Here is a 25310-nt window from a genome sequence, read left to right as displayed (position 1 = left end):
AGGTCGCCAATGAAGCAGTTGTTCCTGATCCGTCATGCAAAGTCGAGCTGGCACGATACCAGCCTTGCGGACAAGGCGCGCCCGCTCAAGGCTACCGGGCGACGCCAGGTCGTGGCGATGGCGCCACCGCTTGGCCGTCTCGGCGCACTGCAAGACGCACTGTTTTCAAGTGACGCCCAGCGCGCCCGGGAAACCATCTATGGGCTGCTGGGCTGCCTGCCGGACACCTCCACCAGGGGCGCACTACGTTTCGACGACACGCTCTACACCTTCGAGCACAAGATGCTTCGGCGTTGGCTGAAAAACGTCGATCCGGCGCTCGACAGCCTGACCCTCATCGGCCACGAACCGGCACTCACCGAGCTTGCCGAGTGGTTGACCGGCGAGGCGCCTCGAACCCTGCCAACCGGCAGCCTGCTGCACATCGAGCTTCCCGTGGCGGCCTGGCAGTCGTTGCACAAGCGCTGCGGAAAGCTGGTGCATACGCTCTCTCCTGCCGAGGCCAGCCACGCGCTGTTCAAGCGCAAGGCCCCCGTAGCACCGAAGCTCGAGGGGCTCTCGCTCGCCGAACGCGTGCCCGCCCAGCTCACCTTCCTGTACCGCATGATTCGCGGGCTGGAACCTGGCGTTCGCAAGGGAGTCGACCCCGAGTTCCTTCATCAGTACCGCGTCAACCTGCGGCGCAGCCGCGCCATCGCCGAGTCGGTGCTGGTCGTGGCACCCGACCCGGTTCTCGCCAAGGCGCTCAAGCGGCTCAAGCGGCGCGCCCAGGCCACCAGCAGGCTACGCGACCTCGAGGTCTTTGCGATCACGGCTGAAGAGGTTCTTGCCTCTCCAGCCAGTGGCCCGCTACTCGCGTTCCTGGAACGCCTGGCAAGCCACGAGCATGGGATATTGCAGCAAGCGCTCGCCGGACGTCGTTATCGCAAGGAGATGAAAACCTGGCGGCGGCGGATATCCGCCAAGCACCTGCGGAGCATCCTCGACGGCATGGACTCCGCGGCGATCCACGACGTGCTCGCCGAGCGGATCGACCGTCATGATGCCAGCCTTGCGGCGCTGAATGATCAATCCCCCGATCGCGACCTGCATGAGCTTCGCAAGCAGGTGAAGCGTATTCGCTACCTGGCGGAACTGAACGCCGACGAGCAGGCGGACCTGCTGAAACAGCTCAAGACGCGTCAGACCGTGCTCGGTGACTTCCAGGACCTGACCACCCAGTTGCAACTGCTCGACGAGTTCGCTGACAGCGTGGAGGCCCATGACATGGACGACGACGTCGCCGCCAACCTGGCGAGCTGGCGACTGACACTGGAAATCCGCAAGGCAGAGCGTCGGCAGGACGTGCTGGCCCTGTCAGGCTTGCAGCAAGCACTCGGGCGTCACGCTCGCCTGGCGCGATAGCGCTCCTGAACCGTCAGCACGACAAGTGTCAGCACGGTGAGTGGCAATACGAAATAGAGCATGGCGGTCGAGAAACCGGCCAGGGCGTCATGGTGGGTCGCGGCCAGCACCAGGTAAAGCGTGTAAGCCACGTAGTAACCCAGCAATACGCCCCCTTCCCAACGGCTGATGGTGCCGCCGGTGAAACACACCGGCAGGCAGGCCAGTGCCACGGCGATCATCACCAGCAAATCGAACCCGAGCATTGCCTCGGATACCGCGATGCCCGAAGGCGCGAGCAACCCGGTCAGGCCAAGCACGCCAAGGATATTGAACACATTGCTGCCCACCACGTTGCCGACCGCGATATCACGCTCACCGCGCAGGGCGGCGATGATCGAGGTCACCACCTCGGGCAGCGATGTGCCGGCGGCGATGATGGTCAAGCCGATGACCTGATCGCTGACGCCAAGGTAGTTGGCGAAAGCCACCGCGCCCTCGACGAACCAACGCGAGCCCAGCACCAGCAGCACGAGGCCACCGACCACCATCGCCAGGTTGATGGCCCAGTGGCGATCATCCCCGGTGGCGGTGTTCGGCTCGGTGGGCGGCGGGTTGCGGCGATTCTGGAACAGCAGGAAGGTCAGATAGGCGGCCAAGCCCCCCACCAGCACAAGGCCATCCAGATGACCGATTCCGCCGTCCAGGGCGAGCAGCAATACCAGCACCGACAGGCCAATCATCAGCGGAATGTCGATACGCACCAATTGTTGGGCTACCGCCAGTGGCACGATCAACGCCGACACACCAAGGATGAACAGCACGTTGAAGATATTGCTGCCGACCACGTTACCCATGGCGATGCCAGCCTGATCATCCATGGCGGCCTTCAGGCTGACCGCCAGCTCCGGTGAGCTGGTGCCAAAGGCGACCACGGTCAGGCCGATGATCAACGGCGAGATCCCCGCTCGCGCCGCAAGACGCGAGGCGCCACGCACCAGCGCCTCGGCTCCCACGATCAACAACACCAGCCCAGCGATGAAGGCGGCAATGGTCATCTTTCTCGTCTCTCCCGATCATGATCGTCTGGCAAGGCACTTCCCGGCCGTTCGCGCAGCATGAGGCCAGCATGCGATGCGGTCCAAGCGACAAAAGCTATCGAATACCCCGAAACATGGCCGGCAAGCCAACTAGATGTCGATGCCAAACAGCAGCTGCGCAAGATGTCCTGTGGCAAAGGCAAGCCCCGCCGCTGCGCCTCCCATCAGCAGGGTGCGCAAGCCGGAGCGCAGTATGGGGCGATGGTAGACAAGGCTCTTGCCCATGCCGATCAGAAAGAACATCAGGGCAGCAATCGCAAGGCTTGCCGCGAACTGCCTGGTGGCACCCATCCCGTGAAATGCGTAGGGAATCAGCGGCATGGCGCCTACCGTCATGAATGCCAAGAAGGTCGCTAGTGCCGAGCGCCAAGGGCTCAGGCCAGCAGGCTGCAAGCCATGTTCCTCCTTGAGCATGGTTTCCACCCACACCTCGCGGTTCTGGGTCAACGTTTCGACGACACGTTCAAGCGTCTCGCCGGAAAAGCCCTTGCGCTGGAATATCTGACGAATTTCCTCACGCTCCCCCTCGGGCACCAGATCGATATGGCGCCGTTCACTGCGGGACACGTCTTCGATGTACTCGCGTTCGGCCTGAATCGCTTCAAAGTTGCTGATCGCCATGCTGAAGCCATCAGCCAACAGGTTGGCAACCCCCAACACCAGGGCAACCGTCGAGGAGAAGCCTGCGCCAAAGGCCCCCGAGACCACCGCAAAGGTCGTCACGCAGCCGTCAATACCACCAAGAATGGCATCCGGCAGCGTGCGTGGTGTCTCGGCAGTATTCAGCCGACGTCGTATCGCCTCGGGATGGTGCTCGTGAGCCAGGCTCTCGCGGGTTGGCTTGCTCATGCAAAGATATCCATGATCATCCTGTGCTGAAAGATGTGAGCTGAAGTGCCTGTGAGCTGAAGTACCTGTGAATGGCAAGCATTGGCTCAAGGACGCTACCAGGCCTCAGCATCAACAGGTGTTGCTGCCTGCTCATCCACCATTGTCGCGACTGTAGCGCCGACACAGCGGATCGCCTGGGACACGGCGTCGGTTAAAGGGGCGGCATGGTTGATGCGCAAGCAGTGGCGATACTTGCCGGAGGCCGAGAACAGGGTGCCGGGGGCAATGCGGATATGCTGTTCCGCGAGGCGCTGGTTCAGCGCATGGCAGTCGACGCCTCCCGGCAACTCCAGCCACAGCATGAACCCGCCCTGTGGATAGCTGACCCCCGTGCCCGCCGGGAAGCAGGCGTTGATCCAGCCGATCATACTGTCGCGATGGCGTTGATACTGGCGACTCACCTCGCGTAGATGGCGTTCATAGTGGCCATGGGCAATGAACTCGGCCACTGCCAGTTGCGGCACCTTCGCCGAGGCACCGGTGGAGACGTACTTCATGTGCATGGCGCGATCACGATAGCAACCGGGCGCCAACCAGCCGACTCTCAAACCTGGGCTCAGGGTCTTGGAGAACCCGCTGCACAACAGCACCCGCCCGTCCGTGTCGAAGGACTTGAGCGTGCGCGGGCGTGGATGGCCATAGGCCAAGTCACCATAGATATCATCCTCGATGATCGCCACATCGAAGCGCTTAGCCAACGCCACCAGCGCCGCCTTGCGGGCCTCAGGCATGGTATAGCCCAAGGGGTTGTTGCAGGTCGGCGTGACCTGAATGGCCTTCACCGGCCACTGTTCCAGCGCCAGTTCCAACGCCTCGAGACTGATCCCGGTCCGCGGGTCGGTGGGAATCTCCAGCGCCTTCAAGCCATTGGCCTTGAGAATCTGCAGGGTGCCGTAGAAACTCGGCGAGTCGACCACCACGACGTCTCCGGGCGACGTCGTGGCGCGAATGGCGATCGACAACGCTTCCTGGCAGCCGGTGGTGATCAACACATCATCGGGGTGCAGCAGGCATCCCGATGCGGCAGCCAGCCGCACCACCTGCTGGCGCAAGGCGAGGCTGCCGATCAACGAGTCGTAGTTGAGATCGGCCGGATCATGGCGGCGGTGCAGGGTTGCCAACTGGCGGGTCAAGGGTCGCAGCGTGGGTGCCTTCAGGTCGGGAATACCGGTGCCCAGCATCAACAGCGGATGACTGCCCGGCATGCCCACCAGATCCAGCACGTCATCCCACTGGGAGACATCAAGCGGGCACTGTGCGGGGCGCGACATGGCCGGTAACTGATCCGGGACATGACGCGGCAGCACGAAAAAGCCGGAGCGCGGGCGGGCCTCGATCAGCGCGGCATCTTCCAGGCGTCGAAATGCCTCCTGCGCCGTGGAGACACTGACCTGGAACTCCTCGCACACCCTGCGCAGCGAAGGCAAGCGGTCGCCGACCCGATAGAGATCGTGCTCGATACGCTGGCGCAAGGCCGCCGCCACTTCTTCATAGCGCGTCATTCCGGCTCTTTCCCCCCCTTTGCACTGCCACTAACACTAGCACTGACACTTGCAGAACGACCGGTACAGATCGTCACTCGGCGTCCAGTACAGGGTGTCGCCATTGGAAACTGTACCGCAAAAATTCCGCGACACTGAATCTATATCGGTTCCGGCCATCGCCTTAGCCTGTGAGGGTGCCCCACACAGGAGAACCGCCATGCACCTTCCCTCGCTTACCTCTAGGCTACGGGTCATCATGCAACGCCGTCGCACCCGGCGCGCCCTGCTCGGCCTCGACAAACGTCTGCTCGACGACATCGGTATCAACCCCGAGCAGGCCCGCCGGGAAGCCACCAAGCCTTTCTGGAAACCCTGAGCCAGTCTCAAGGCCCTAAGCCGGCCCTTCGCAACAGGCGATGTCGACAGCGCGATTGGCTATACTCGCACGGTGACAAATTCGGGCGAGGGAGACACAGGGATGCGCAAGTGGTTGATTGTCAACGACAAGGCCGGCGATGGACGGAGAGGAATGGCGTTCTGGCTGGCCCACCTCGAGCGTGCCGGGGTGCACGATCTGAACGAGGTGGGACTTGGCGATGACCACTGGGAAGATCACCTCCGGGCAGGTGACCTGGTGCTGGTGGCCGGTGGTGATGGCTCGGTGAACCGTATCGCCGGCGTATGCATCGAACACCATGCCATTCTCGGTGTGCTGCCCTCCGGCACCGCCAACGACTTCTCCCGCAACCTGGGCCTGCCCACCGACCCGGCCGCCATCTGCCGGGTGGTGGCAACGGGGCGCACCGCCAGAGCGGATGTCGGCTGGGTGAACGACCGGCTGTTCCTCAATGTCGTTCACGTGGGGCTCGGCGCCCTGCCGGCCACCGACGCCTCGGCAAGCCAGAAAAAGGCGCTGGGACGCTTCAGCTACCTGACGGTGCTGGCCCAGAAGGCCGGCTTGCAACGCGGCTTTCACGCCAGCATCGGACATGATGGTGAGTGTATCGAGGGCCAGTGGCTGTCGATCGCTATCGCCTCCGGCGCTTTCTTTGGTGGCGGCCAACGTTTTCCCGAGGTCACCCTCGACGATGGCAGGCTCGATATCGTCGCCGTGCGGCCAAGGCCTTGGCCGACACTGTTGCTGAGCTATCTATGCTCCCGTCTGACCGGACGCCAACCCCGCAAGGGCGATGCGGTGGTACATGTGGCAACGACCCGGGCGGAACTGCGACTGCGCCACGCACGGGCGTTGACCGCTGATGGCGAGGACATGGGGCGCATGGACAGCGTCAGCGTATGGACTCGCCCAGCGGCCCTGGAAGTCATCAGTCCCGGACTCGTCTCCAACGCCTGACAGCCGCATTGAGTGGCCCGTGCCGACGGGCCTTCGACTGGGAACCCACCAAGGAAGCCGAATGTCTCCGGCCGATACGCTTCGTCTGATCCTGCTCTCATCGCTGTGGGGGATGTCGTTCATCTTCATGCGCGTTGCCGCACCGGAGTTCGGGGCGATTCCCCTGGTGCTGGTGCGTATGGGCGTGGGCGCGCTGCTGCTGGTCCCGCTGCTGCTCAGCATGCGCTATCTCAAGCTGGTGTGGCGGCACAAGCGTCAACTGTTCATGCTCGGGTTCATCAATCACGTGGTGCCGTTCTCGCTGCTGGCGCTTGCCACCACGCGGCTGGAGGCAGGCTTTACCTCGTTGATCAACGCCACCACACCGATCTTTACCGCACTGATTGGCGCCTTGCTGTTCAGTGTCCCGGTGCAACGCCAGCAGTACCTGGGGCTTGCCATGGCGTTATTCGGGGTCTACGTGCTGTCGGCCGACCGCCTGGATTTCACGCTGGGTGGGGATGGCTGGTTCATTCTGGCGGTACTTGGCGCCACCTTCTGCTACGGCATTGCCGGCAACTATTCGCGCACCTATCTCTCTCATCTGCCCGCCCGGGTGCTGGCCGCCGGCAGCTCGGCCATGTCGGCCTTGATCCTGCTCGGGCCCGGGCTCTGGCTATGGCCAACCGAGCCGATCAGCGGCCTGGTCTGGGCCAATGCGCTGGCGCTGGCCATGCTCAGCACCACCGTGGCCTTCATGCTCTATTTCGCGCTACTGGCCAGTGCCGGCGCCACGGCGACATCGACCGTGACCTTTCTGGTGCCGGTCAGTGCCCTGTTGTGGGGATACCTGCTGCTCGGCGAAGGGCTGACAGTACAAATTCTCACCGGCATGGCGATCACCCTGGTCGGCACCGCCATCGCCACAGGCGTGCTGCGACTGCGCCGAAAGGCCGTGACGCCCCCGCCGAGTTGATCGCCACGCGGCAAACCGCATCGCACCACGTTCCACAACGCCAAGCGGCCGTGGTGTTCACCACGGCCGCTTGGTCTGTCAGTCGACAGCTCGAGACTCAGAAGTTCGGCTTGCGCTTCTCGAGGAAGGCATTCATGCCTTCCTTCTGTTCCGCACCGGCAAAGCCAAGCGCAAACAGACTGGTCTCCAGCGCCAAGGCGCTATCGAGATCCTGGTCCTGGCCATCATGCACCGCCTGCTTGGCGTTACGCACCGCCTCCGGGCCATTGCCACCCAGTTGCTTGGTCAACTCTTCGGCGTAAGCCTCGAGGTTGGCTTGTGGCATCACCTGGTTGACGAGGCCGATGCGCAGGGCTTCGGCGGCATCGATCTTGCGCCCGGTGGTAACCAGATCCAGCGCCATGGCGGGGCCGACACGGCGCGGCAGACGCTGGGTGCCACCGAAGCCCGGAATCACGCCAAGCAACACCTCGGGCTGCCCAAAGACGGCGTTATCACTGGCCACCGCCCAGTCACTGGCCAGGGCCAGCTCGCACCCACCGCCCAGGCAGAACCCGTTGACAAGTGCCACTACCGGCACCGGCAAGGTCTCCAGTCGCTTGAATGTCTTCAGCGCCTTCTGCGCGAAGGCGCGGGCCTGTTCAGGGGTCTTGTCGCGCATCTCGGCGATATCGGCGCCGGCGACGAAGGCCTTCTCGCCGGCACCGGTGATCAACACGGCACGCAGATCGTCACGGGCCTCGAGTTCGAGCAGCGTGGCTTCAAGCGCTTCCAGCACGGCACTGTTCAGCGCATTGAGCGCCTTGGGACGCGTTATGGTCAGGCGCACGATGCCGCCGTTGTCGACCACCTCGATCGGTTTCTCGCTCATGGGGAGGCTCCTTAGTGGGTAGAACACCAGTTGAACACAGTCGCGACATCCCCCAACCCTAGCGAACGCTTGGTTGGGCAGCAATCCCTCATTGGGTCAATACGCAGCCAAGACAATACGCCATGGTGTTATTCGTAGACGTGGAACCCACGGCCGGACTTGCGACCCAGGTAGCCCGCGGCGACCATGCGCTTGAGCAGCGGACAGGGGCGATACTTCGGGTCGCCGAAACCCTCCTGCAACACTTCCATGATCGCCAGGCAGACATCCAGGCCGATCAGATCACCCAGCGCCAGCGGACCCATGGGGTGCGCCGCGCCAAGCTTCATCGAGGCATCGATGTCGGCGGCGCTGGCCGCACCCTCCTGCAACAGGAAAGCCGCCTCGTTGATCATCGGCACCAGCAGGCGGTTCACCGCGAAACCGGGCGAGTCGGCGATGGCCACGGCGGTCTTGCCGAGATCGCCGGCGAGCCGCTCGATGCGTGCCACGGTGGCGTCACTGGTCTGCTCGGCGCGAATCACTTCGACCAGCTTGAGCACCGGCACCGGATTGAAGAAGTGCATGCCCACCACGCGTTCGGGCCGCTCGCATACCGCGGCCAGGCGGGTCAGCGACAGCGACGAGGTATTCGAGGCGAGGATCGCATCGTGGCTCAGGTGACTGAGGTCACGGAACAGTTTCTCCTTCAGCGCCGGCTGTTCAGGGGCGGCCTCGATAATGATCTCGCAGCCCCGCAGCGCATCCAGAGCCGTGGTGGTATCGAGCCGGGCAAGGGCGCTCGTCTTGTCCGACTCGGTCAGTTTTTCCTTGGCCACCAGCTTGCCAAGCCCCTTGTCGATGGCCTGCTGGGCACGCCCGAGCTGGTCATCCGCCACATCGTAGAGCTTGACGGAAAAGCTGCTGGTCACGAGTACCTGGGCGATACCCTGCCCCATGGTGCCCGCGCCGACCACGCCGACCGGTTGCTCACTCATTGCACTCTCCTGATGATGTTTCTTGATCCACTGTGGGCTGTTGTTCGCAGCGCTTTCCGGCGGCAAGCCTGCGGGGAGGCGCTGTAAACCCATCCCTGGGCGCTACCGACGCCCTGCGGCGTTCTCGCATCCTGCGCCACTTGCAGGGCCGGTGCTGACCATCCATGGTCAGCCCGTTCGGAGCTTCGCTCCTCACCCCTGGCGTAGGACCTCCCCTTCGGCTTGCCCCCGGACGCTCCTCGCTTGAATCACGGGTGATTAGCTTTTGCGATCTGCTACTACTGCTTACGAGCCTCTTCACGCAGCACGAATTTCTGGATCTTGCCGGTGGAGGTCTTGGGCAGCTCGGTGAAGATCACGGTCTTGGGGACCTTGAAGCCAGCCAGATGCTCACGGCAGTGGGCGATGATATCGGCCTCGCTGACTTCGCCATAGCCCACCTTGAGCTTAACGAATGCGCAGGGGGTCTCGCCCCACTTCTCATCCGGCTTGGCCACCACCGCGGCCTCTTCCACGGCAGGGAGAGAATAGAGCGCGTCTTCCACTTCGATGGTCGAAATGTTCTCGCCACCGGAGATGATGATGTCCTTGGAGCGATCCTTGATCTCGAGGTAGCCATTGGCATGCCACACAGCGAGGTCACCGGTATGGTACCAACCCTCAGCCAGCGCTTCCTGGGTGGCCTTGGGGTTCTTGAGATAGCCCTTCATGACGTTGTTGCCACGCATCAGGATCTCGCCGATGGTCTCGCCATCCTTGGGTACCGGCTCGTGTGTCACCGGGTCGGCCACGCAAAGCGCCTCGAGCATGTGATAGCGCACGCCCTGGCGCGCCTTGATCCTGGCCCGCTGTTCGATCGGCAGTTCATCCCATGCCTCGCGCCAGGCACACACGGTAACCGGGCCGTAGACTTCGGTGAGGCCATAGACATGGGTGACCTCGATGCCGAGTTTCTCGACCCCGGCGATCACCGAGGCGGGCGGCGCGGCGCCGGCGGTGGTGACCTTGACCGGATGATCGAAGACCCGCTTGCGGTCATCGGGCAGGTTGACCAGGCCATTGAGCACGATGGGCGCGCCGCTGAAGTGGGTCACCCCCTCCTCGACGATCAGGTCGGTGATGCGCTGGGGGTCGACACGCCGTAGGCAGACACTCACTCCGGCACGGGCGGCGATGGTCCACGGAAAGCACCAGCCGTTGCAGTGAAACATCGGCAGGGTCCAGAGGTAGATCGGGTGATGCGGCATGGCCCATTCGAGGATGTTGCTGACCGCATTGAGGTAGGCGCCGCGATGGTGGTACACCACACCCTTCGGCTTGCCGGTGGTACCGGAGGTGTAGTTGAGCGAGATCGCCTGCCATTCGTCTTCGGGTAACCGGTAGGCGTAGCTGGGATCACCCTCGTCCAGCAGCGCCTCGTACTCCACCTCGCCGATCGAACGCGCATCCCCCTCGAACAACGCATCCGCCACATCGATCAACAAGGGCTTTTTGGCAAGCCCAGCCACCGCCTGTTCGATCACCCCGGCGAACTCCGGGTCGACCAGCACCGCACTTGCCTCGCCATGCTCGAGCATGTAAGCGATCGCCTCGGCATCCAGGCGTATGTTCAGGGTATTGAGCACGCAACCGGCCAACGGCACACCGAAGTGCGCCTCGAACATCGCCGGCACGTTGGGCAGCATTGCCGCCACCGTCTGACCGGGCTTGACGCCACGCTGCTCGAGGGCGGAGGCCAGCCGCCGGCAACGCTCCCAGGTCTCGGCCCAGCTGCGACGGATATCGCCATGCACCACGGCGGGATAGTCGGGATAGACCGCTGCGCTGCGCTCGATGAAGGTCAATGGCGACAACGCGACGTGGTTGGCCTGTGTGGGGGGCAGGTCCTGTTCGAAGATCGACGTGGGCATGCGGCTCTCTCCCATGTGGTTGATTATTGTTAATAGTGGTGAGTCGGCGTTATCGAGCCCATCGGGTCATGGCGCAGGGTCAGGATGCAAGTAGCGCATCGCTGGACAGACTCATCATTCCGGCTTCGATTATCGCACGTTGGGCACGGCCAACCGGCAGCCATTGGCGAATAGCGTAGTCGGCACTGGCGAGCTTGGCGTGGTAGAAGGGCTCGTCGGATGTCTCGAGAGCTGCACTCGCCACCAGCGCGGCACGCCCCATTTGCCAGGCGCACAGCACGTGGCCTGCCAGGGTAAGCAGCGGCGTGGCATAGGCCTGAACGGCATCCGCACCGCGTTCCGGGTCGCCCCCCTGCTCGAGTACCAGAGCCATGGCGGCACGCAGGTCGGTAGCACCAAGCGCCAGCGCTTCACCGAGACCAGCAAGCTCGGGATGCGCGGCCAGTGCCTGGGCGGTGGTTTCCACATCATCGATCAGGTTCGCCAGGGCGGCACCGCCATCACGCTGCAGCTTGCGCCCAGCCAGGTCGAGGGCCTGAATGCCATTGGTGCCCTCGTAGATCGGCGCAATGCGAACGTCCCTGAACAGCTGAGCCGCCCCGGTCTCCTCGATGAAGCCCATGCCACCATGCACCTGCACGCCGAGCGAGGCGATCTCCACGGCCTGATCGGTGGAGAAGGCCTTGACCACCGGAATCAACACATCGACCCGCGCCTGGGCAGCCTCTCGCGCCGATGACTCGTCAGCACGGCGTGCCACGTCGAGTTCGCTGGCGCAGTAAAGCGCCAGTGCGCGCAAGGCATCGGTGCGCGCACGCATCGACAGCAGCATGCGCCGCACGTCGAGGTGGTCGCTGATGGTGCATTCGCTGCCGCCGCGCGAGCGCGGGCTCTTGCCCTGGACGCGGTCGAGCGCGTAGGCCAGAGCATGCTGGCAGGCACGCTCGGCCAGACCGATTCCCTGAATGCCGACCTTGTGGCGGGCCTCGTTCATCATGGTAAACATATGGTTCAGGCCGCGACCCTCTTCGCCCACCAGATAACCAATGGCACCCTCCCCCTCACCGAAGCTCAAGGTGCAGGTCGGGCTGCCGTGGATACCCAGCTTGTGCTCGATGGAGGCACACACCACATCGTTACGCTCACCCAGAGAGCCGTCGTCGTTGACCAGGTACTTGGGTACCAGGAACAGCGAGATGCCCTTGTTGCCCTCCGGGGCATCGGGCTTGCGCGCCAGCACCAGGTGGATGATGTTCTCGGCGGCCTCATGCTCACCCCAGGTGATGAATATCTTCTGGCCGAACAGCCGGTAATGGTCGCCTTCGGAGGCTTCGCAGGGCACGGCGCGGGTGCGAACCCTGGAAAGATCGGAGCCCGCCTGAGGTTCGGTGAGGTTCATGGTGCCCGTCCAACTCCCTTCCACCAGCTTCGGCAGGTAGGTGGCCTTGAGTGTGTCCGAGCCGTGATGAGCCAGCGCCTCGATCGCCCCAGCGGTGAGCATCGGGCACAGCCCCAGCGCCATGTTGGCGCCATGCAGCATCTCCTGGACGCTGCTTGCCACCACCTCGGGCAAACCCTGGCCACCCAGCGCGTCAGATACGCCTATGCCATTCCAGCCACCCTCGGCATAGGCCTGGTACGCCTCGATGAAACCATCCGGCAGGGTAACCTTGCCATCGGCGAGCCGGCACCCCTGTCGGTCGCCACTGGCATTCAGCGGGGCCCAGACATCACCGGCGAGCTTCCCGGCCTCCTCGAGTACCGCCTCTACGAGGTCGGGAGTCGCTTCTTCGAAACCGGGCAGGGTGAGTGAGGCGTGTTCAAGCAATTCTTCCAGCACGAAACGCAGGTCACGCAGGGGAGCGACGTAGGAGATCATGGCAGTATCCTGGAAAATGAGTCACGCGATAGTGAATTCACTACTTTCCGTTAACCATTATCCAAAGGTCGCATAAACCAAGACAGCATAGAAAATGCGCGTGGTGACTATCGCTCAGGAACGTGACGGGAGCGGATCGCTTGCGACCTGGCCAGCTTCCTCATCAGCGTAGTAAGCGATATGTGCTTCATCCGGGGGCGGCGGCCCGACCAGCGGCTCGGCCACATCGATCTCCGGCACCGCCGAGGAAAGATCTTCGATGTGTTCATGCTCGGCGGCCCCCTGCATCAACTCGTCGGTGACGGCGAGCTCGGCACCCGCCGACGACATCGGCGTGGAGGGCGAGAACGGCGCCACCGGCACCGGCGCCGGGCGTACACTTCGCCGCCAGACGAAGAAGGCTACCAGAATGCCGCCGAGTGCACCGAGTGCCCAGAACAACCCGGCATCGCCCAACACCGTCATCATCGGCGAGATCAATGGCGGACTCACGGTCGAACCAATGGCATTGATCAACAGCAGGCCCTGGCTCATGCGCACCAGGGCGCCGGCTGGCGCACGATCGGCGGCGTGGCCAACCGCCACCGGGTAAAGCGAGAACACCCCGCCCCCCAGCAGGAACAGCAGCGCCGCCAGCAGCCAGAGATTGAGCGGCAACCACAGGATCGCCGCCGAAACCAGCACACAGAACGCCCCGATGCCGATCAGCACGATCTGGCGGTCATGGCGATCGGACCACCTTCCCACCGGGTACTGCAGCAGCATGGCGCCAAGCACCACCACCGCCATCATCTGGCCGATGCGATCCACCGGCAGGCCGATACGCTGAAGATAGAGGGGCAACAAGGTGTAGATCGCCGCGACCAGCAATCCCGAACCGAAACTACCCATGACCCCGGTGGGGGTCAGGGTGATCAGGCGGAGAGGATTGAGGGGTTCGGCTTTCTCGATCAGCGGCGAAACCCGGGGAATCATCGCCATCGGCAACACCGACAGTGACGCCAGCATGCCGATCACCATGAACGAGGCGGCCCCGCCCATGGCCTCGGTCACGCCCAGCAGCAATTGACCGAGCACCCCGGCGGCGTACAAGGAAATCATGTACATCGCAAGCAACCGCCCACGCACTTTCTGGTCGCCGGCGGTGAGTAGCCAGCTTTCGATGACCAAATAGACCCCCACCGTCGCCCAGCCACCGATCAGGCGCAGCGCAAACCAGGCCCAGGGGTGATCGACCAGGCCCTGCAACAGCACGGTGACCGCCACCAGCGATGCGAAGCTGCCATAGGCACGGATATGGCCGATACGCAGCAGCAGCCGATCGTTGAGCATGGCGCCCAGCGCCAGGCCAATGAAGTAGGCCGAGGACACCCAGCCGATGACCACCGCCGACTCCCCCGCCGCATCCAGGCGCAGGGTGATCAGGGTCGCCAGGAACCCGTTACCGATACCCAGAATGAACAGCCCCAGCAGGGGCGCCAGCGCCATGGCCAGCAGTTGACGCGACATGCAGAGCCTCACGAATCAAGGGTCGACGGGATGAGCGTAGAGAATGGCTACGGCTGTGAAGGATAGCGTTGCCAGACGAGGCCTGAAACGTATACCGGGAGCACAAGCGGATAACAGGCGCGGGAATCATACTCTTGGCAAACAGGCAGTCAATTGCTTTCGATGTACACCCTGCCTAACACAGAACGAATCACCAGCAACGATGACATTCAAGGAAATTCAGACTGTTCAGTGATCTCGCCCTCCACACCGCGCGGCCTGGCAGTTCCGGCTAGCGCCCGCGCCGCTGCATCAGCACCACATCGGCAGCCGGAAACTCCACCAGCATGCCAAGTTCCCTCGCCACTTGGTGAAAGGTGGTCTCGCTGAAGAACGCCACATGGGTGGGGTCGAGAATATAGTGCCAGTGCGCGAATGCCTCGCGGCCCTGGACGCGCTTTGTCATCAGGCCCAACCAGCCACCGGGATGCAGCATCGACGCAAGCCGCCGCAGCTCCTGGCCCGGTTCGAACAGGTGCTCGACCACTTCGGTGGCGGTGATGAAGTCGTAGCGACAGCTAAGCACTTCCGGGTGGGGGGCATAGAACGGATCATAGATTGCCATCGGGTGCCCCGCCTCCTCGAACATCACCGACATCGTCGGCCCTGGGCCAGCGCCGAAATCGAGCCCCCGTGAGCCGGGTGCGAGCCGCTCGCGCAGCGGTTCGAAGAGCCGCCCGAGAAAGCGACGATAACCGGGGTCATCCGGAGAATTCTCGTGCTGGTCGTAGACGGCGCGCTCCTCCTCGGGCGACAACCGCTGGCCAGGGGGCACGAAGACGAGTTCACAACACCGGCACTGGTGATACTCACGCCGAGCATCGCGGTGGTAGATAACCGTCTGGCCAGATGCACATAGCGGGCAGGTCAGCATCGTCGTATCCTCTGTGCCAGATGATATTAAAAAGGAGTGTTGAATGCTGTCAGGTCTGGATCATCTGGTCATCACCGTGACCGACATTTCCCGCGCTGTGGACTTCTATTCCCGGGTGCTGGGCCTGGAGGTCCGCTATCGTGACCGCGAACGCGTCGACCTGATGCTCGGTGACGTCGCCCTGCGACTGCACTGGACCGCCACCGATGTCAGCCCCAAGGCGGCCACCCCGACCCCGGGCAGCCTGGATCTGTGCCTGCGCAGCCTGTTGCCGCTCGATGAGGTACAGCGCCACCTCGAGGCACTGGACATCGAAGTGGAACTCGGCCCGGTAGCGCGCCAGGGGGCCAACGGCATGCTCGACTCGCTCTACCTGCGCGACCCGGATGGCAACCTGATCGAGATCAGCCGTCCGCAGCGCCCGGAGCCCGCCGAACACGCCCCCACGGCATGATGTCACGACACGACACCGAGCCCGGCGGTGGCAATGTTGCCGGTGGCCGGTATCATATGGGCTTTATCGCACTGCTCAAGGATGACCCATGACCCAGCACAACATGTCCGACGACAACGTGATCATCGAACACGACCCTGCCCCGGACAACACCATGCCCATCGTGGTCTACGCCCTGCTGCTGGCCGGCATCGTGACCGGTGGCGTCACGTCGCTGGTCGGCGTGGTCATCGCCTATGTCTACCGCGGCAAGGGCCCCCAGTGGTTCGACGAGCACTATCGCTATCAGATCCGCACCTTCTGGATCGCCGTGCTCTACTTCGCGATCTCGGGAATCCTGACCCTGGTATTGATCGGCTTCGTCACTTGGCTGGTCAGCGTGGTGTGGCTGGTAGTTCGCTGCGTGAAGGGGCTCAAGTCGCTCAACGAAAAACGCGCCCCGGATAACGTGAATACCTGGCTGGTCTGAGGGTATGGCCGAGACGCGCTCCCGTTCGAATCCGCTCCAGGCGCGTGCCATTGCAACGCTCTGGCACCTGCTGGCCGGACGTCGGCTTTCCACGCTTTGGCGCATTGCACGGGTGGCAGGGCCCCTGGTGCACGGCCTGAGCCGTCGCGAGCGTCTCGTCACCGAGATCAACCTGGCCCAGTTCAAGCCCGATCTGCCAGCCGCCGAGCGTCGACGGTTGGCGCGCCGGAGTCTCACCCACTCCGCCGCCACCATGCTCGAGCTAGGCTTCGCCTGGCGCGGAGATGCCGAGCGGGTCGAGGCGTCGATTGTCGAGGTGCATGGCCGAGAGCTGCTTGACGAGGCGCGTGCCGACGGACGCGGGGTGATCGTGCTGGCACCGCATTTCGGCAATTGGGAAGTGCTCAATTTCTGGTTGTCGGGTCACTTCCCGTTCACCGCCATGTACGAGCCGCCGAAGATCGCTGAACTCGACAGTGTGACTCGCCAGGGCCGGGAGCGCATGGGGGCGAGCCTGGTGCCCACCAACCCGCGCGGGGTCGCCGCGCTGCTCAAGGCGCTCAAGCGCGGCGAGGCGATCGGCATTCTGCCCGACCAGGAACCCGACTGGGGCAGCGGCGTGTTCGCGCCCTTCCATGGCCGGCTTGCCTATACCGCCACACTGCTACCCAAGCTGGTTGCCCGTACCGAAGCCCGTGTGGTGACCGGGGTCGCCAGACGCCTGCCCGGGCGAGGTTTCGCCCTCCACTTCCTGGCCGCCGACGAGCATGTCTATTCGGCCGACGAAGCCACCTCCGCCACAGGCGTGAATACCTGCGTGGAAGCCGCCATCGCCCTCGACCCGGCCCAGTACCAATGGGAATACAAGCGCTATCGCAAGGTCATCGAGGAGCAGCAGGGGCACCCAGATCACCCTGCATTCAGGCTGTATTAACCCCTCCCCCCCCCCCGCCCGATGGGGCTGAAGGTCGATAGCTTCTCGCTCACCAAGGTCATTACCGGGCAAAGTCCTCATGCAACCAGCCACGTAGCTTGTCCATGCCCGGCGCCTTGTCGAGGTTACGGGGCACGCTGCCGGCAACGAAACCGCGTGCCAGGAAGGGTTCAAGCAGCTCGGGATCACCGGTGATGACATGCACCGGCACGCCGCCACTTGCCTCGTCACCGGTGATCAACGGTGCCGACTGGTGATCACCAAGCAGGATTACCAGGGTGCCGTCGTCGACGAAGTCTTCGGCCCAGCGAATGCTGGCGTGAAGGGCGTAGTCCACCGACATCGCGTAGTGATCACGAATACGCTCGATGTCCTGCCAGAGTTCGTCTGGCGGGTCCCCAGCCTCGGTCCAGCGCTCGAACACGCGGCCATCGCCGACCTCGTCCCAATCGTCCAGCACCGGCAGGATCGGGGTCCAGGGCGCATGGCTGCTGATCAGCGCTACCTGGGCGAAGGTCGGTGTGTCACCAGGCTCACGGTCCAGCAAGGTGTTCTGCAGGTAGTGCAGGGTAAACTGGTCCGGCATGGTCACCCAGTTAAGTGGCGGACCGGCGTAGTCGATATCGGCGGCGGCATGAATCTCGTCGAAGCCGTAGGCCTGTCCTTCCGGCCAGGACGTGGTGATGGCGGGCATCAGGCTGACGGTGCGGTGCCCGGTGGCGCGAAAATCGTCGACCAGCGTGGCGCGGTCGCTGGCCAGCATCAGGCGATACCATAGCGCGTTGTCGATCGTAAGACCGCTCAGCACGGAGGCGTGGGCAAGCCACGATTGCCCGCCCCGAATGGGCGACTCCAGCACCCCGGAGACCACCGAGAGCCCGGCGGCCTCGAACCGGGTCGCCATGTCATCGAGACGCGGCCTCAGAACACCGGAATAGCGCTCATCGAAGAGCGCCGACACGCCATAGGATTCGATGAATATCAGCAACACGTCGTGCCCGGCGAGCCCCGGCATGGCCGTGGCCCGGGACGGGCTGTCCGCCACGCGTACGGCAAACTCATGGTGCGCCCGACGGGTCTCGACGACCTGTTCGGCCTGGTGATGCAGAGTGTCGATCACAGGCGTGCGTGCTACCGGCAGCAGTCGCATACCGGCGAGCTCAGCGCTGACCAATCCACCGGCCACCAGCGCCAGGGCGCTGGCCAGCATGACCATTCGCCCGTGCCGGGCAATGCCCTGGAGCCTGGCAAGCCCCCGCGCCAGCCACCATGCGGCCAAAACCAGCACCAGCAGGCCGGCAAGCAGCACAGCCCGCCCCACCCAATCACCCAGGTTGCCCTCGAGCAGGTGCAGCACCGAGCGTGCCAGCGGCAGATCGAGATAGAGGTTGAGCGAGCGGCCGAATGCCTGGTGGGTGGCCGCATCGCCAAGTCCCAGGGCCACCGCCAGTGCGATGGTCAACACCACGAGCCAGCGCAGCCACACCACCCTTCCCTTGGGCAGGAGTGCCAGCACGGCGCAAATGAAGATGGCCTCGAGCGCCAGCCAGCGCGGTGAAATTTCGGCAAACCGAAGCCAGCTCGGTATCAACAGCACCAGATTGATCAGCAAGAAGGTGCCCAACAGTCGGGGCATGGTATCGAGGCTCCTGGACACACCACGTAATGCGCTGTCGGTCATCGCCACTGTCACCGTCAGGCGATGCTTGAAGCGTAGCGCATGGAAATATATGTACAATAAGTTCAATATGTACAATTATTGTCACACACAAGACCGCTACGCACCACTCACCACTGGACTATTCTCTGTCTGTGCAGAAGGAAGCATTCGGCGCGACAGTCACGCTGTTACCTCAGGGAAGACCGGGAGAAGACGATGATCACATTGATGCGACGTCACGGACGGCTGGCGCTGTTCGTCCTCCTCCTGCCCGCAGTCGCCGTGGGAGACACCGGCGAAGCATCCATTGCCACGCTTTTCGAACGCGTCGCAGCCGAGGCAGAGGCACTTGCCAATGCACCCTACGACAGCGGTAGCGACGCGTTGCCGGAGGCACTGAAGCAGGTCGATTACGATACCTACCGACAGATTCGCTTCAGACCCGACGCCGCACTCTGGAAGGATGATGGCCTGTTCAGCGTGCAACTCTTTCACACGGGCTTTCTGTTCGAGTCGCCCGTACAGTTGAATGTGGTCGAGAATGGCGAGTCCACGCCACTCGATTTCGACCCCGACCGTTTCCGCTACGACGACGACGCCGCGGCGCTACTCGAACAGGACCTCTCCGGCGCCGGCCACGCCGGCTTTCGGCTTCACTTCCCGCTCAACAACGCTTCCTACCACGATGAATTCGCGGTTTTCCTCGGTGCCAGTTATTTTCGCCTGGTAGGGCGAGACCAGGGCTATGGCCTATCGGCCAGGGGACTTGCCATCGATACGGCACGGCCCAAGGGCGAGGAGTTTCCGGCCTTTCGCGAGTTCTGGCTGGTACGTCCAGCCGCAAGCGCCACGCAGATGACGGTGCTGGCACTGCTCGACAGCCCTTCGATCACCGGCGCCTACCGCTTCCACATCGCGCCGGGGCGAAACATCGTGGTCGACGTGGAAGCAACGCTTTTCGCTCGCCGTAAGGTCGAGACACTCGGCATCGCCCCGCTGACCAGCATGTTCGCCCATGGAGATACCACCATCCGCGCGGTGGATGACCATCGCCCCTCGGTACATGACTCCGACGGCCTGCTGGTGCACACAGGCCAAAGCGAGTGGATATGGCGGCCACTGACCAACCCTCGCAGTCTGCGCGTTTCCTCACTTCGCGATGACAATCCCGAAGGCTTCGGACTGGTACAACGAGAACGCGATTTCGACCGCTACCTGGATCTCGAAGCCCGTTATGAACGGCGTCCCAGCATGTGGGTCCAACCACTGGAACCATGGAGCGCCGGCGGCATCGAGCTGGTGGAAATTCCCGCACCCGATGAGACACACGACAACATCGTGGCCTACTGGGTCAGTGATACACCGCTTGCCGCAGGCGATTCGCTCTATCTGCGGTACCGCACCCACACCTTCGGCGCCACGCTTCCGCAACAGACGCTTGGCCAGGTCAGCAGGACGCGTCAGGGCTGGGGTGGCGTGCCAGGTGAGGTCGATCCAGCCCCACGCAGTCGTCGACACTTCATGGTCGACTTCGAGGGCGGCGCCCTGGAGGGACTGGCACCCGACCAACCAGTCGAGGCCAGTCTCGAGGCAAGCCAGGGAGACACTCATCACCTCAGTGTCCGAGCGCTACCCGATGGCAAGGGCTGGCGAGCATCGTTCCGTCTCGACCCGGACGGCCAGCGACCCAGTGACATGCGCCTGCACTTGAGGCTGCATGGTGAGCCCATCAGCGAGACCTGGAATCATGTCTGGTACCCCAACGAGCAGTAGCGAACAACGGCTTGTGTCGAAGGCAACCCCCCACCTGCCGTGGCTTGCGGCACGCCGGGGCTTGATGGCCCTGCTGGTGGCGATTACCGTAATGCTTGGCGCAACCTTGATGTGGCGCATCCTGCTGCCAGGCGGCATCACCGTCCTGCAAGGGCTGATTCTTGCACTCTTCACGCTGACCTTCACCTGGATCGCCATCGGATTCTGGTCAGCGGTGGCGGGATTCCTGTTGATGCTCTTCGACCGTGACCCACTGACGCTGGCCCGGCGCCCCAGGGTCGAGGAAGAGCAGGACCTGTCGATCACCCGGCGTACCGTGCTGGCCATGCCGATCCACAATGAATCCCCCCGACACGTGATCGCGGCGCTTTCGGCCACCGCGCGCTCATTGATCGCGACCGGCGAGGCGCATCACTTCGAACTCTTCGTGCTCAGCGACAGCACCGACGATGACGTGGCAAGGCGCGAGGTTCGGGAGATGACCGCCTTACGTGAACAATTCAAGGATCAACTCACCGTTCACTATCGTCGGCGTCACGGCAACCAGGGCCGCAAGGCGGGTAATCTCGCTGAGTTCTGTCGCCGCTGGGGGAATCGTTACGACTATATGGTGGTGCTCGATGCCGACAGCCGCATGACCGGCGAGGCGCTGCTGACCCTGGTGCGCGCCATGCAGGCACGCCCTGCAGTAGGGCTGATCCAGACGGTACCTCTGCCTGTCCGCCAGGTCACCCTGTTCGGCCGGCTGGCACAGTTCGCCTCAAGCCTCTACTCGCCCATGCTGGCCGCCGGCCAGAGTGGCTGGCAGGGCGATGCGGCCAATTACTGGGGGCACAACGCCATCCTGCGTCTCGCTGCCTTCACCGCCCACGCCGGCTTGCCCACCCTGCCCGGCCGGCCACCGCTGGGAGGCGACATTCTCAGCCACGACTTTGTCGAGGCGGCGCTGCTGCGACGCGCCGGCTGGGAAGTGCAGCTCGAGACACGCATCCCCGGCAGCTTCGAGGAAATGCCGGGCAACCTGCTCGATTATGCGCGCCGCGATCGCCGCTGGACCCAGGGCAACCTGCAGCACCTGCGGCTGCTTGGAGCCTCCGGGCTGCACCCATTGAACCGGTTGCACTTCCTCATGGGAGCCTTGGCCTTCATATCGTCGCTGCTGTGGCTGTGCATACTGCTGGCCGGCAGCCTCGATGCGTTGCTGATTGCCAGAAGCGAGCCGGATTACTTCGGCAGCGGCGCGCAGCTATTCCCCTACTGGCCTAAGGCGCAGCCGGAGCTCATCGCCACCCTGCTCGCCATCACTGCCACCCTGCTGTTTGGACCAAAGCTGCTGGGTCTCATCCTGGCACTGGGTCGCCGGGCAAGCGGCTATGGCGGCCGCGTGAGGTTGGTGGCAAGCGTGGTGCTGGAAACCGCCGTTGCCATCCTCATGGCCCCCATCATGATGGCCTTCCACAGTGCCTTCGTACTCGGGGTGCTGACCGGCACCAATGTCGACTGGGGGGCCCAGGATCGCGACAGCCGCATGGTGTCGTGGTGGGAAGCATTACGCCATACCGCCCCCTTCGCCTTGCTGGCAACGCTGTGGATCGGCCTGATTCACTGGCAGGTACCGACCCTTACCTGGTGGTTGTCACCGGTGTGGGTCGGATTGGCGCTGGCACCACTGCTGGTTCGCGCGAGCGGTCTTCGCCTGCCGGGTGCTTCGCGAGGCGAGCCGCTGCTGCTGACCACTCCAGAGGCGGGACTGGCTCCCGATGTACTGGTGGATGCAAATTCCGGCGCCCTAGAAGCAGCAGAGACCACCACCCTATCGCCGTTTTCCACACTCGTTCCCCAGGAGGCTCCCACCGAGATGCCGACGCAATCCCTGGAACGCGCATCCCTCACCCGTGTGGGGATGCGCCGGCCATGACTCGCATGCGCGACACACTACGCCGCCAGGCTGGCATCGTCCGTTCGCTGCTGATCTACTGGCGGCCTGGCCGCCAACGTGGGTTGCGCGGGCTCTATGCCCCCTTCATCTCGCCCGGCGACCTGGTGTTCGATGTGGGCGCCCATGTCGGTGACCGCACCGCCGCCTTCCAAGGGCTTGGCGCCAGGGTCGTGGCACTCGAACCCCAGCCGGCGCTGTTGCGCTGCCTGACGCGGCTGGTGGGTGGGCGGGCCGGTGTGACGCTGCTGCCCTGCGCCGCGGGCGCCACCCAGGGCGAGGCCGAACTGGCGATCAGCGACGACAACCCCACGGTCTCCACCCTGGCCGATCACTGGCGAACCACCATCGGCGAGCACAACCCCGGGTTTCGCGATGTCCACTGGCAACGGCGGCTGCGCGTGCCCGTGACCACCCTGGATGCGCTGATTGCCGAACATGGAATACCACGCTTCTGCAAGATCGACGTGGAAGGGTACGAGGCCGATGTGCTGGCGGGACTCAGCCAGCCGATCCAAGGCCTGTCGGTGGAATTCGTCGCCGGCGCGCTTGGCATCGCAACCCGCTGCGTGACCCGACTGGAACAACTCGGCGACTACCGCTTCAATGCCATCGAGGGCGAAAAGCGCCGTTTCATGTGGCCGGCCTGGAAAACCGCCCGGCAGACCCACGAATGGCTCGAGGCAGGCGCCGATGCCCTGCCTTCAGGCGATCTCTACGCGCGTCTGGTGCACAGCGACGAGCTGACCTCACCGCCTAATGACCAAGGACGACAGTCATGACAGCCCCCCCCCCCTTCCCGCACTGGCAATCACTGACCAGCCACGAGCTCGCCGCGTTGCCTCGCGAGAGCGTGGCGGTGATGGTGCTGGGTGCCATCGAGCAACATGGCGCGCATCTACCACTTTCCACCGACCTCGATATTGGCCAGGGGCTGCTGGATGCCGCCCTGCTGGAGCTGCCCGAACGCTTCCCGCTGGTGATCCTGCCGCCCATGGCGGTGGGTGCAAGCGACGAGCATCTTAACTTTCCCGGCACCCTGAGCCTGGCACCCGAACTCGCCATCGCCACCCTCGAGGCCTACGGAGAGGCGGTAGCGCGCGCCGGGCTGTCGCGGCTGGTATTGCTCAACAGCCATGGCGGCAACAAGGCGGTAATGGACCTGGCCGCGCTGAAACTGCGCCGGCGCCTGGACCTGCTGGTGGTCAAGGTGCACTACATGCGCATGCCACTGCCCGACAACCTGCCCGGTGATGGCCTGCCAGCGGACGAGCTGCGCCATGGCCTTCACGGGGGAGCAATCGAGACGGCCATGATGCGCCACCTGGCACCCCGCAAGGTTCGCCTGGAGCAGCTGAGCCATGTCGTCTCGCGAGGCCAGACGATGGCGGACCAGGACATGCGGCTCGGCCCCGAGGGGGAAGCCGCCTTCGCCTGGCTCGCCGAGGACCTGCACCCCGGCGGGGTTGTCGGCGATGCACGGCTGGGCACGGCGGAAATAGGCAAGCGGCTGGTGGCGCACTACGGCCGACGTATCGCCGACCTGCTCATGGAGACCGCCGATACACGGCTGTAGGCACAGCCTGGAAAGGCGGCTCAGGAACGGCGCGAAGCCACCGCCTCGGCATTAAGCACCTCATCGAGAAGGTGCCCACCCCGCTCCGCCTTGGCACTCAAGTAGCGGTGATTGTGATCGTTGACGGTCCCGTAGAGCCCCTGGCGTTCCACCACCTCGATCCCCCCGTCGGCCAGGGCCGCCATCTTCAACGGATTGTTGGTGAGCAATTGCACACGCTGGATGCCCAGTGCCGAGAGCATGTCCACCGCGACCCCGTAGCGACGTTCATCCTCGCCGAAGCCGAGAATCTGGTCGGCATCCATGGTATCCAGGCCACTGTCCTGCAGGGTGTAGGCCCTGAGCTTGTTGGCCAGGCCGATGCCGCGCCCCTCCTGGGCAAGATAGAGCAGCACCCCACCGCCCAGCGCCTCGATCTCGGCCACCGCATTGCGCAACTGCTCGCCGCAATCGCAGCGCAGGCTGCCGAACAGGTCACCCGTCAGGCAGGCGGAGTGCAGCCGCAGTGGTACCGCCGCACCCGGCACCTCCATCGCGGGCTCACCGATCACCACCGCCAAGTGTTCGCGCAGGCCATCGGGTTCACGGAACAGAATAAAGCGACAGTCGAAGGCATCGGCCAGCGGGATATGCGCCTCGCTGATACGCTTGAGCATGCCGGTGGCCCCGTCGAGACAGCGTTCGGCCTGTTCGGCCGGCACCGTCAGTAGCCGTCCGTCGGCCACCTGGGCTTCGACATCAGCGCGGCTCGAATCGGCGACCCGTGCCACCAGGGCCGAGGGGATCAGCAGCGCGCGGCGCATCAGCGCCAGCGCCGCCAGGTCGGCCCGGTCGGCGGCTTCCAGCGCCAGGCGGCACTCGGCAAGCGACGCCTGACCGACACTGACGGCTGGCGAAGCGCCATAGGCCAATGCGGCGAGGCGCCGGGCGGCAAGCCCCTCCGGGAGTGGCAGGCGTGCGGCACCCGCACTTTCTACCGCATTCCCTACCGCACCCTCTACAGCACCCAGAACAGCCAGTCGATGACGGCTGAGCACCAGGGCCGGCGTGCCGCCGGTAAGCTCGGCAAGAGCGGCCAGGGTGGACTCGGCAGCGCCTTCGATGGCCTGGACCAGTACAAGGGAACCGCCGTATGTCACGACCACGGGCAAGCCACGACGTAAATCGAAAATCGCGCGTTCCACCTGATGCATAGCACTCTCCTTGATTGCCTGGCCGTTGAGTTGACTGCGTGTCGACCCCTGGCTTGCCGCTGATTCACATCGCATGATGACACCTGACG

Annotated in this window: 22 protein-coding genes; 11 read left to right on the top strand and 11 right to left on the bottom strand. The window is 64.0% G+C overall.

From position 1 onward, the window contains the following. Positions 1–9: 9 nt before the first annotated feature. Entirely contained in the window at positions 10–1404 is a 1395-nt protein-coding gene (locus C6V82_RS03715; RefSeq protein ID WP_102589518.1) for a CHAD domain-containing protein, read from the top strand. On the opposite strand, the gene C6V82_RS03710 is transcribed toward C6V82_RS03715, so the two are convergent. The 3 genes from C6V82_RS03710 to C6V82_RS03700 form a co-directional block, all read right to left on the bottom strand. Next, positions 1383–2441, bottom strand: a complete 1059-nt coding sequence (locus C6V82_RS03710) for a calcium/sodium antiporter (protein WP_102589517.1) — start codon at positions 2439–2441, stop codon at positions 1383–1385. The two genes, C6V82_RS03715 and C6V82_RS03710, sit on opposite strands and share 22 nt — an antisense overlap. Positions 2442–2573: 132 nt before the next feature. Continuing rightward, a complete protein-coding gene (locus tag C6V82_RS03705; protein WP_102589516.1) occupies positions 2574–3332 on the bottom strand; it encodes a VIT1/CCC1 transporter family protein in 759 nt (252 codons plus the stop codon). 95 nt (positions 3333–3427) lie between these two features. Beyond that, entirely contained in the window at positions 3428–4876 is a 1449-nt protein-coding gene (locus tag C6V82_RS03700; protein WP_102589515.1) for an aminotransferase-like domain-containing protein, read from the bottom strand. Positions 4877–5075: 199 nt separating this feature from the next. On the opposite strand from C6V82_RS03700, the gene C6V82_RS03695 reads away from it, so the two are divergent. From C6V82_RS03695 to C6V82_RS03685, 3 genes are all read left to right on the top strand, one after another. Further along, positions 5076–5234 carry a DUF1127 domain-containing protein gene (locus C6V82_RS03695; RefSeq protein ID WP_102589514.1) on the top strand — a complete coding sequence of 53 codons (159 nt, stop codon included), beginning with the start codon at positions 5076–5078 and terminating at the stop codon, positions 5232–5234. A 102-nt stretch (positions 5235–5336) separates the two neighbouring features. Then, positions 5337–6212, top strand: coding sequence for a diacylglycerol/lipid kinase family protein (locus tag C6V82_RS03690; RefSeq protein WP_102589513.1), 876 nt, complete (start codon positions 5337–5339; stop codon positions 6210–6212). 61 nt (positions 6213–6273) lie between these two features. Further along, positions 6274–7167: a DMT family transporter gene (locus C6V82_RS03685; RefSeq protein WP_102589512.1), complete on the top strand. Its 894-nt coding sequence runs from the start codon at positions 6274–6276 to the stop codon at positions 7165–7167. Positions 7168–7264: 97 nt separating this feature from the next. On the opposite strand, the gene C6V82_RS03680 is transcribed toward C6V82_RS03685, so the two are convergent. The 6 genes from C6V82_RS03680 to C6V82_RS03655 form a co-directional block, all read right to left on the bottom strand. Continuing rightward, positions 7265–8038, bottom strand: a complete 774-nt coding sequence (locus C6V82_RS03680) for an enoyl-CoA hydratase-related protein (protein WP_102589511.1) — start codon at positions 8036–8038, stop codon at positions 7265–7267. Positions 8039–8166: 128 nt separating this feature from the next. Beyond that, a complete protein-coding gene (locus tag C6V82_RS03675) occupies positions 8167–9015 on the bottom strand; it encodes a 3-hydroxyacyl-CoA dehydrogenase NAD-binding domain-containing protein (protein WP_102589510.1) in 849 nt (282 codons plus the stop codon). 278 nt (positions 9016–9293) lie between these two features. Beyond that, positions 9294–10925 carry an acyl-CoA synthetase gene (locus C6V82_RS03670; protein WP_102589509.1) on the bottom strand — a complete coding sequence of 544 codons (1632 nt, stop codon included), beginning with the start codon at positions 10923–10925 and terminating at the stop codon, positions 9294–9296. A 79-nt stretch (positions 10926–11004) separates the two neighbouring features. Beyond that, entirely contained in the window at positions 11005–12804 is a 1800-nt protein-coding gene (locus C6V82_RS03665; protein WP_102589508.1) for an acyl-CoA dehydrogenase, read from the bottom strand. 114 nt (positions 12805–12918) lie between these two features. Next, positions 12919–14313 (bottom strand): MFS transporter, encoded by a 1395-nt coding sequence (locus C6V82_RS03660; protein ID WP_102589507.1) that lies wholly within the window; start codon positions 14311–14313, stop codon positions 12919–12921. 271 nt (positions 14314–14584) lie between these two features. Continuing rightward, positions 14585–15226: a class I SAM-dependent methyltransferase gene (locus C6V82_RS03655; protein ID WP_102589506.1), complete on the bottom strand. Its 642-nt coding sequence runs from the start codon at positions 15224–15226 to the stop codon at positions 14585–14587. A 43-nt stretch (positions 15227–15269) separates the two neighbouring features. On the opposite strand from C6V82_RS03655, the gene C6V82_RS03650 reads away from it, so the two are divergent. From C6V82_RS03650 to C6V82_RS03640, 3 genes are all read left to right on the top strand, one after another. After that, positions 15270–15680, top strand: a complete 411-nt coding sequence (locus C6V82_RS03650) for a VOC family protein (protein WP_102589505.1) — start codon at positions 15270–15272, stop codon at positions 15678–15680. An 88-nt stretch (positions 15681–15768) separates the two neighbouring features. Next, positions 15769–16149 (top strand): DUF4870 family protein, encoded by a 381-nt coding sequence (locus C6V82_RS03645; protein WP_180978350.1) that lies wholly within the window; start codon positions 15769–15771, stop codon positions 16147–16149. Between the two features lie 4 nt (positions 16150–16153). Beyond that, the gene (locus C6V82_RS03640) at positions 16154–17083 is read left to right on the top strand and encodes a lysophospholipid acyltransferase family protein (protein WP_102589504.1); all 930 of its coding nucleotides are present in this window, start codon (positions 16154–16156) and stop codon (positions 17081–17083) included. Positions 17084–17144: 61 nt separating this feature from the next. Here the strand turns inward: C6V82_RS03640 and C6V82_RS03635 are convergent, their stop codons facing one another. Then, positions 17145–18719, bottom strand: a complete 1575-nt coding sequence (locus C6V82_RS03635; protein WP_102589503.1) for an alkaline phosphatase family protein — start codon at positions 18717–18719, stop codon at positions 17145–17147. Between the two features lie 240 nt (positions 18720–18959). Here C6V82_RS03635 and C6V82_RS03630 point away from each other — a divergent pair, with 240 nt between their 5' ends. From C6V82_RS03630 to C6V82_RS03615, 4 genes are read left to right on the top strand one after another with little or no spacing between them, the layout of a single operon-like run. Further along, a complete protein-coding gene (locus tag C6V82_RS03630) occupies positions 18960–20516 on the top strand; it encodes an OpgD/OpgG family glucan biosynthesis protein (RefSeq protein WP_229843052.1) in 1557 nt (518 codons plus the stop codon). Beyond that, positions 20491–22434, top strand: coding sequence for a glucans biosynthesis glucosyltransferase MdoH (mdoH, locus tag C6V82_RS03625; RefSeq protein WP_180978349.1), 1944 nt, complete (start codon positions 20491–20493; stop codon positions 22432–22434). Before C6V82_RS03630 ends, mdoH begins: the two co-directional genes overlap by 26 nt. Continuing rightward, on the top strand, positions 22431–23234 hold the full coding sequence (locus C6V82_RS03620; RefSeq protein ID WP_102589501.1) for an FkbM family methyltransferase: 804 nt from the start codon (positions 22431–22433) through the stop codon (positions 23232–23234). Before mdoH ends, C6V82_RS03620 begins: the two co-directional genes overlap by 4 nt. Further along, entirely contained in the window at positions 23231–24028 is a 798-nt protein-coding gene (locus C6V82_RS03615) for a creatininase family protein (protein WP_102589500.1), read from the top strand. The genes C6V82_RS03620 and C6V82_RS03615 overlap by 4 nt, the downstream gene beginning before the upstream one ends. Before the next feature lie 20 nt (positions 24029–24048). Here the strand turns inward: C6V82_RS03615 and C6V82_RS03610 are convergent, their stop codons facing one another. Beyond that, positions 24049–25221, bottom strand: coding sequence for a GTP cyclohydrolase II (locus C6V82_RS03610; protein WP_102589499.1), 1173 nt, complete (start codon positions 25219–25221; stop codon positions 24049–24051). Positions 25222–25310 lie beyond the last annotated feature (89 nt).

This window comes from Halomonas urumqiensis, assembly GCF_003028575.1.
Classification (GTDB): domain Bacteria; phylum Pseudomonadota; class Gammaproteobacteria; order Pseudomonadales; family Halomonadaceae; genus Halomonas; species Halomonas urumqiensis.
Note: the sequence above shows the minus strand (reverse complement) of the source record. Positions and strands in the feature narration are given on the sequence as shown.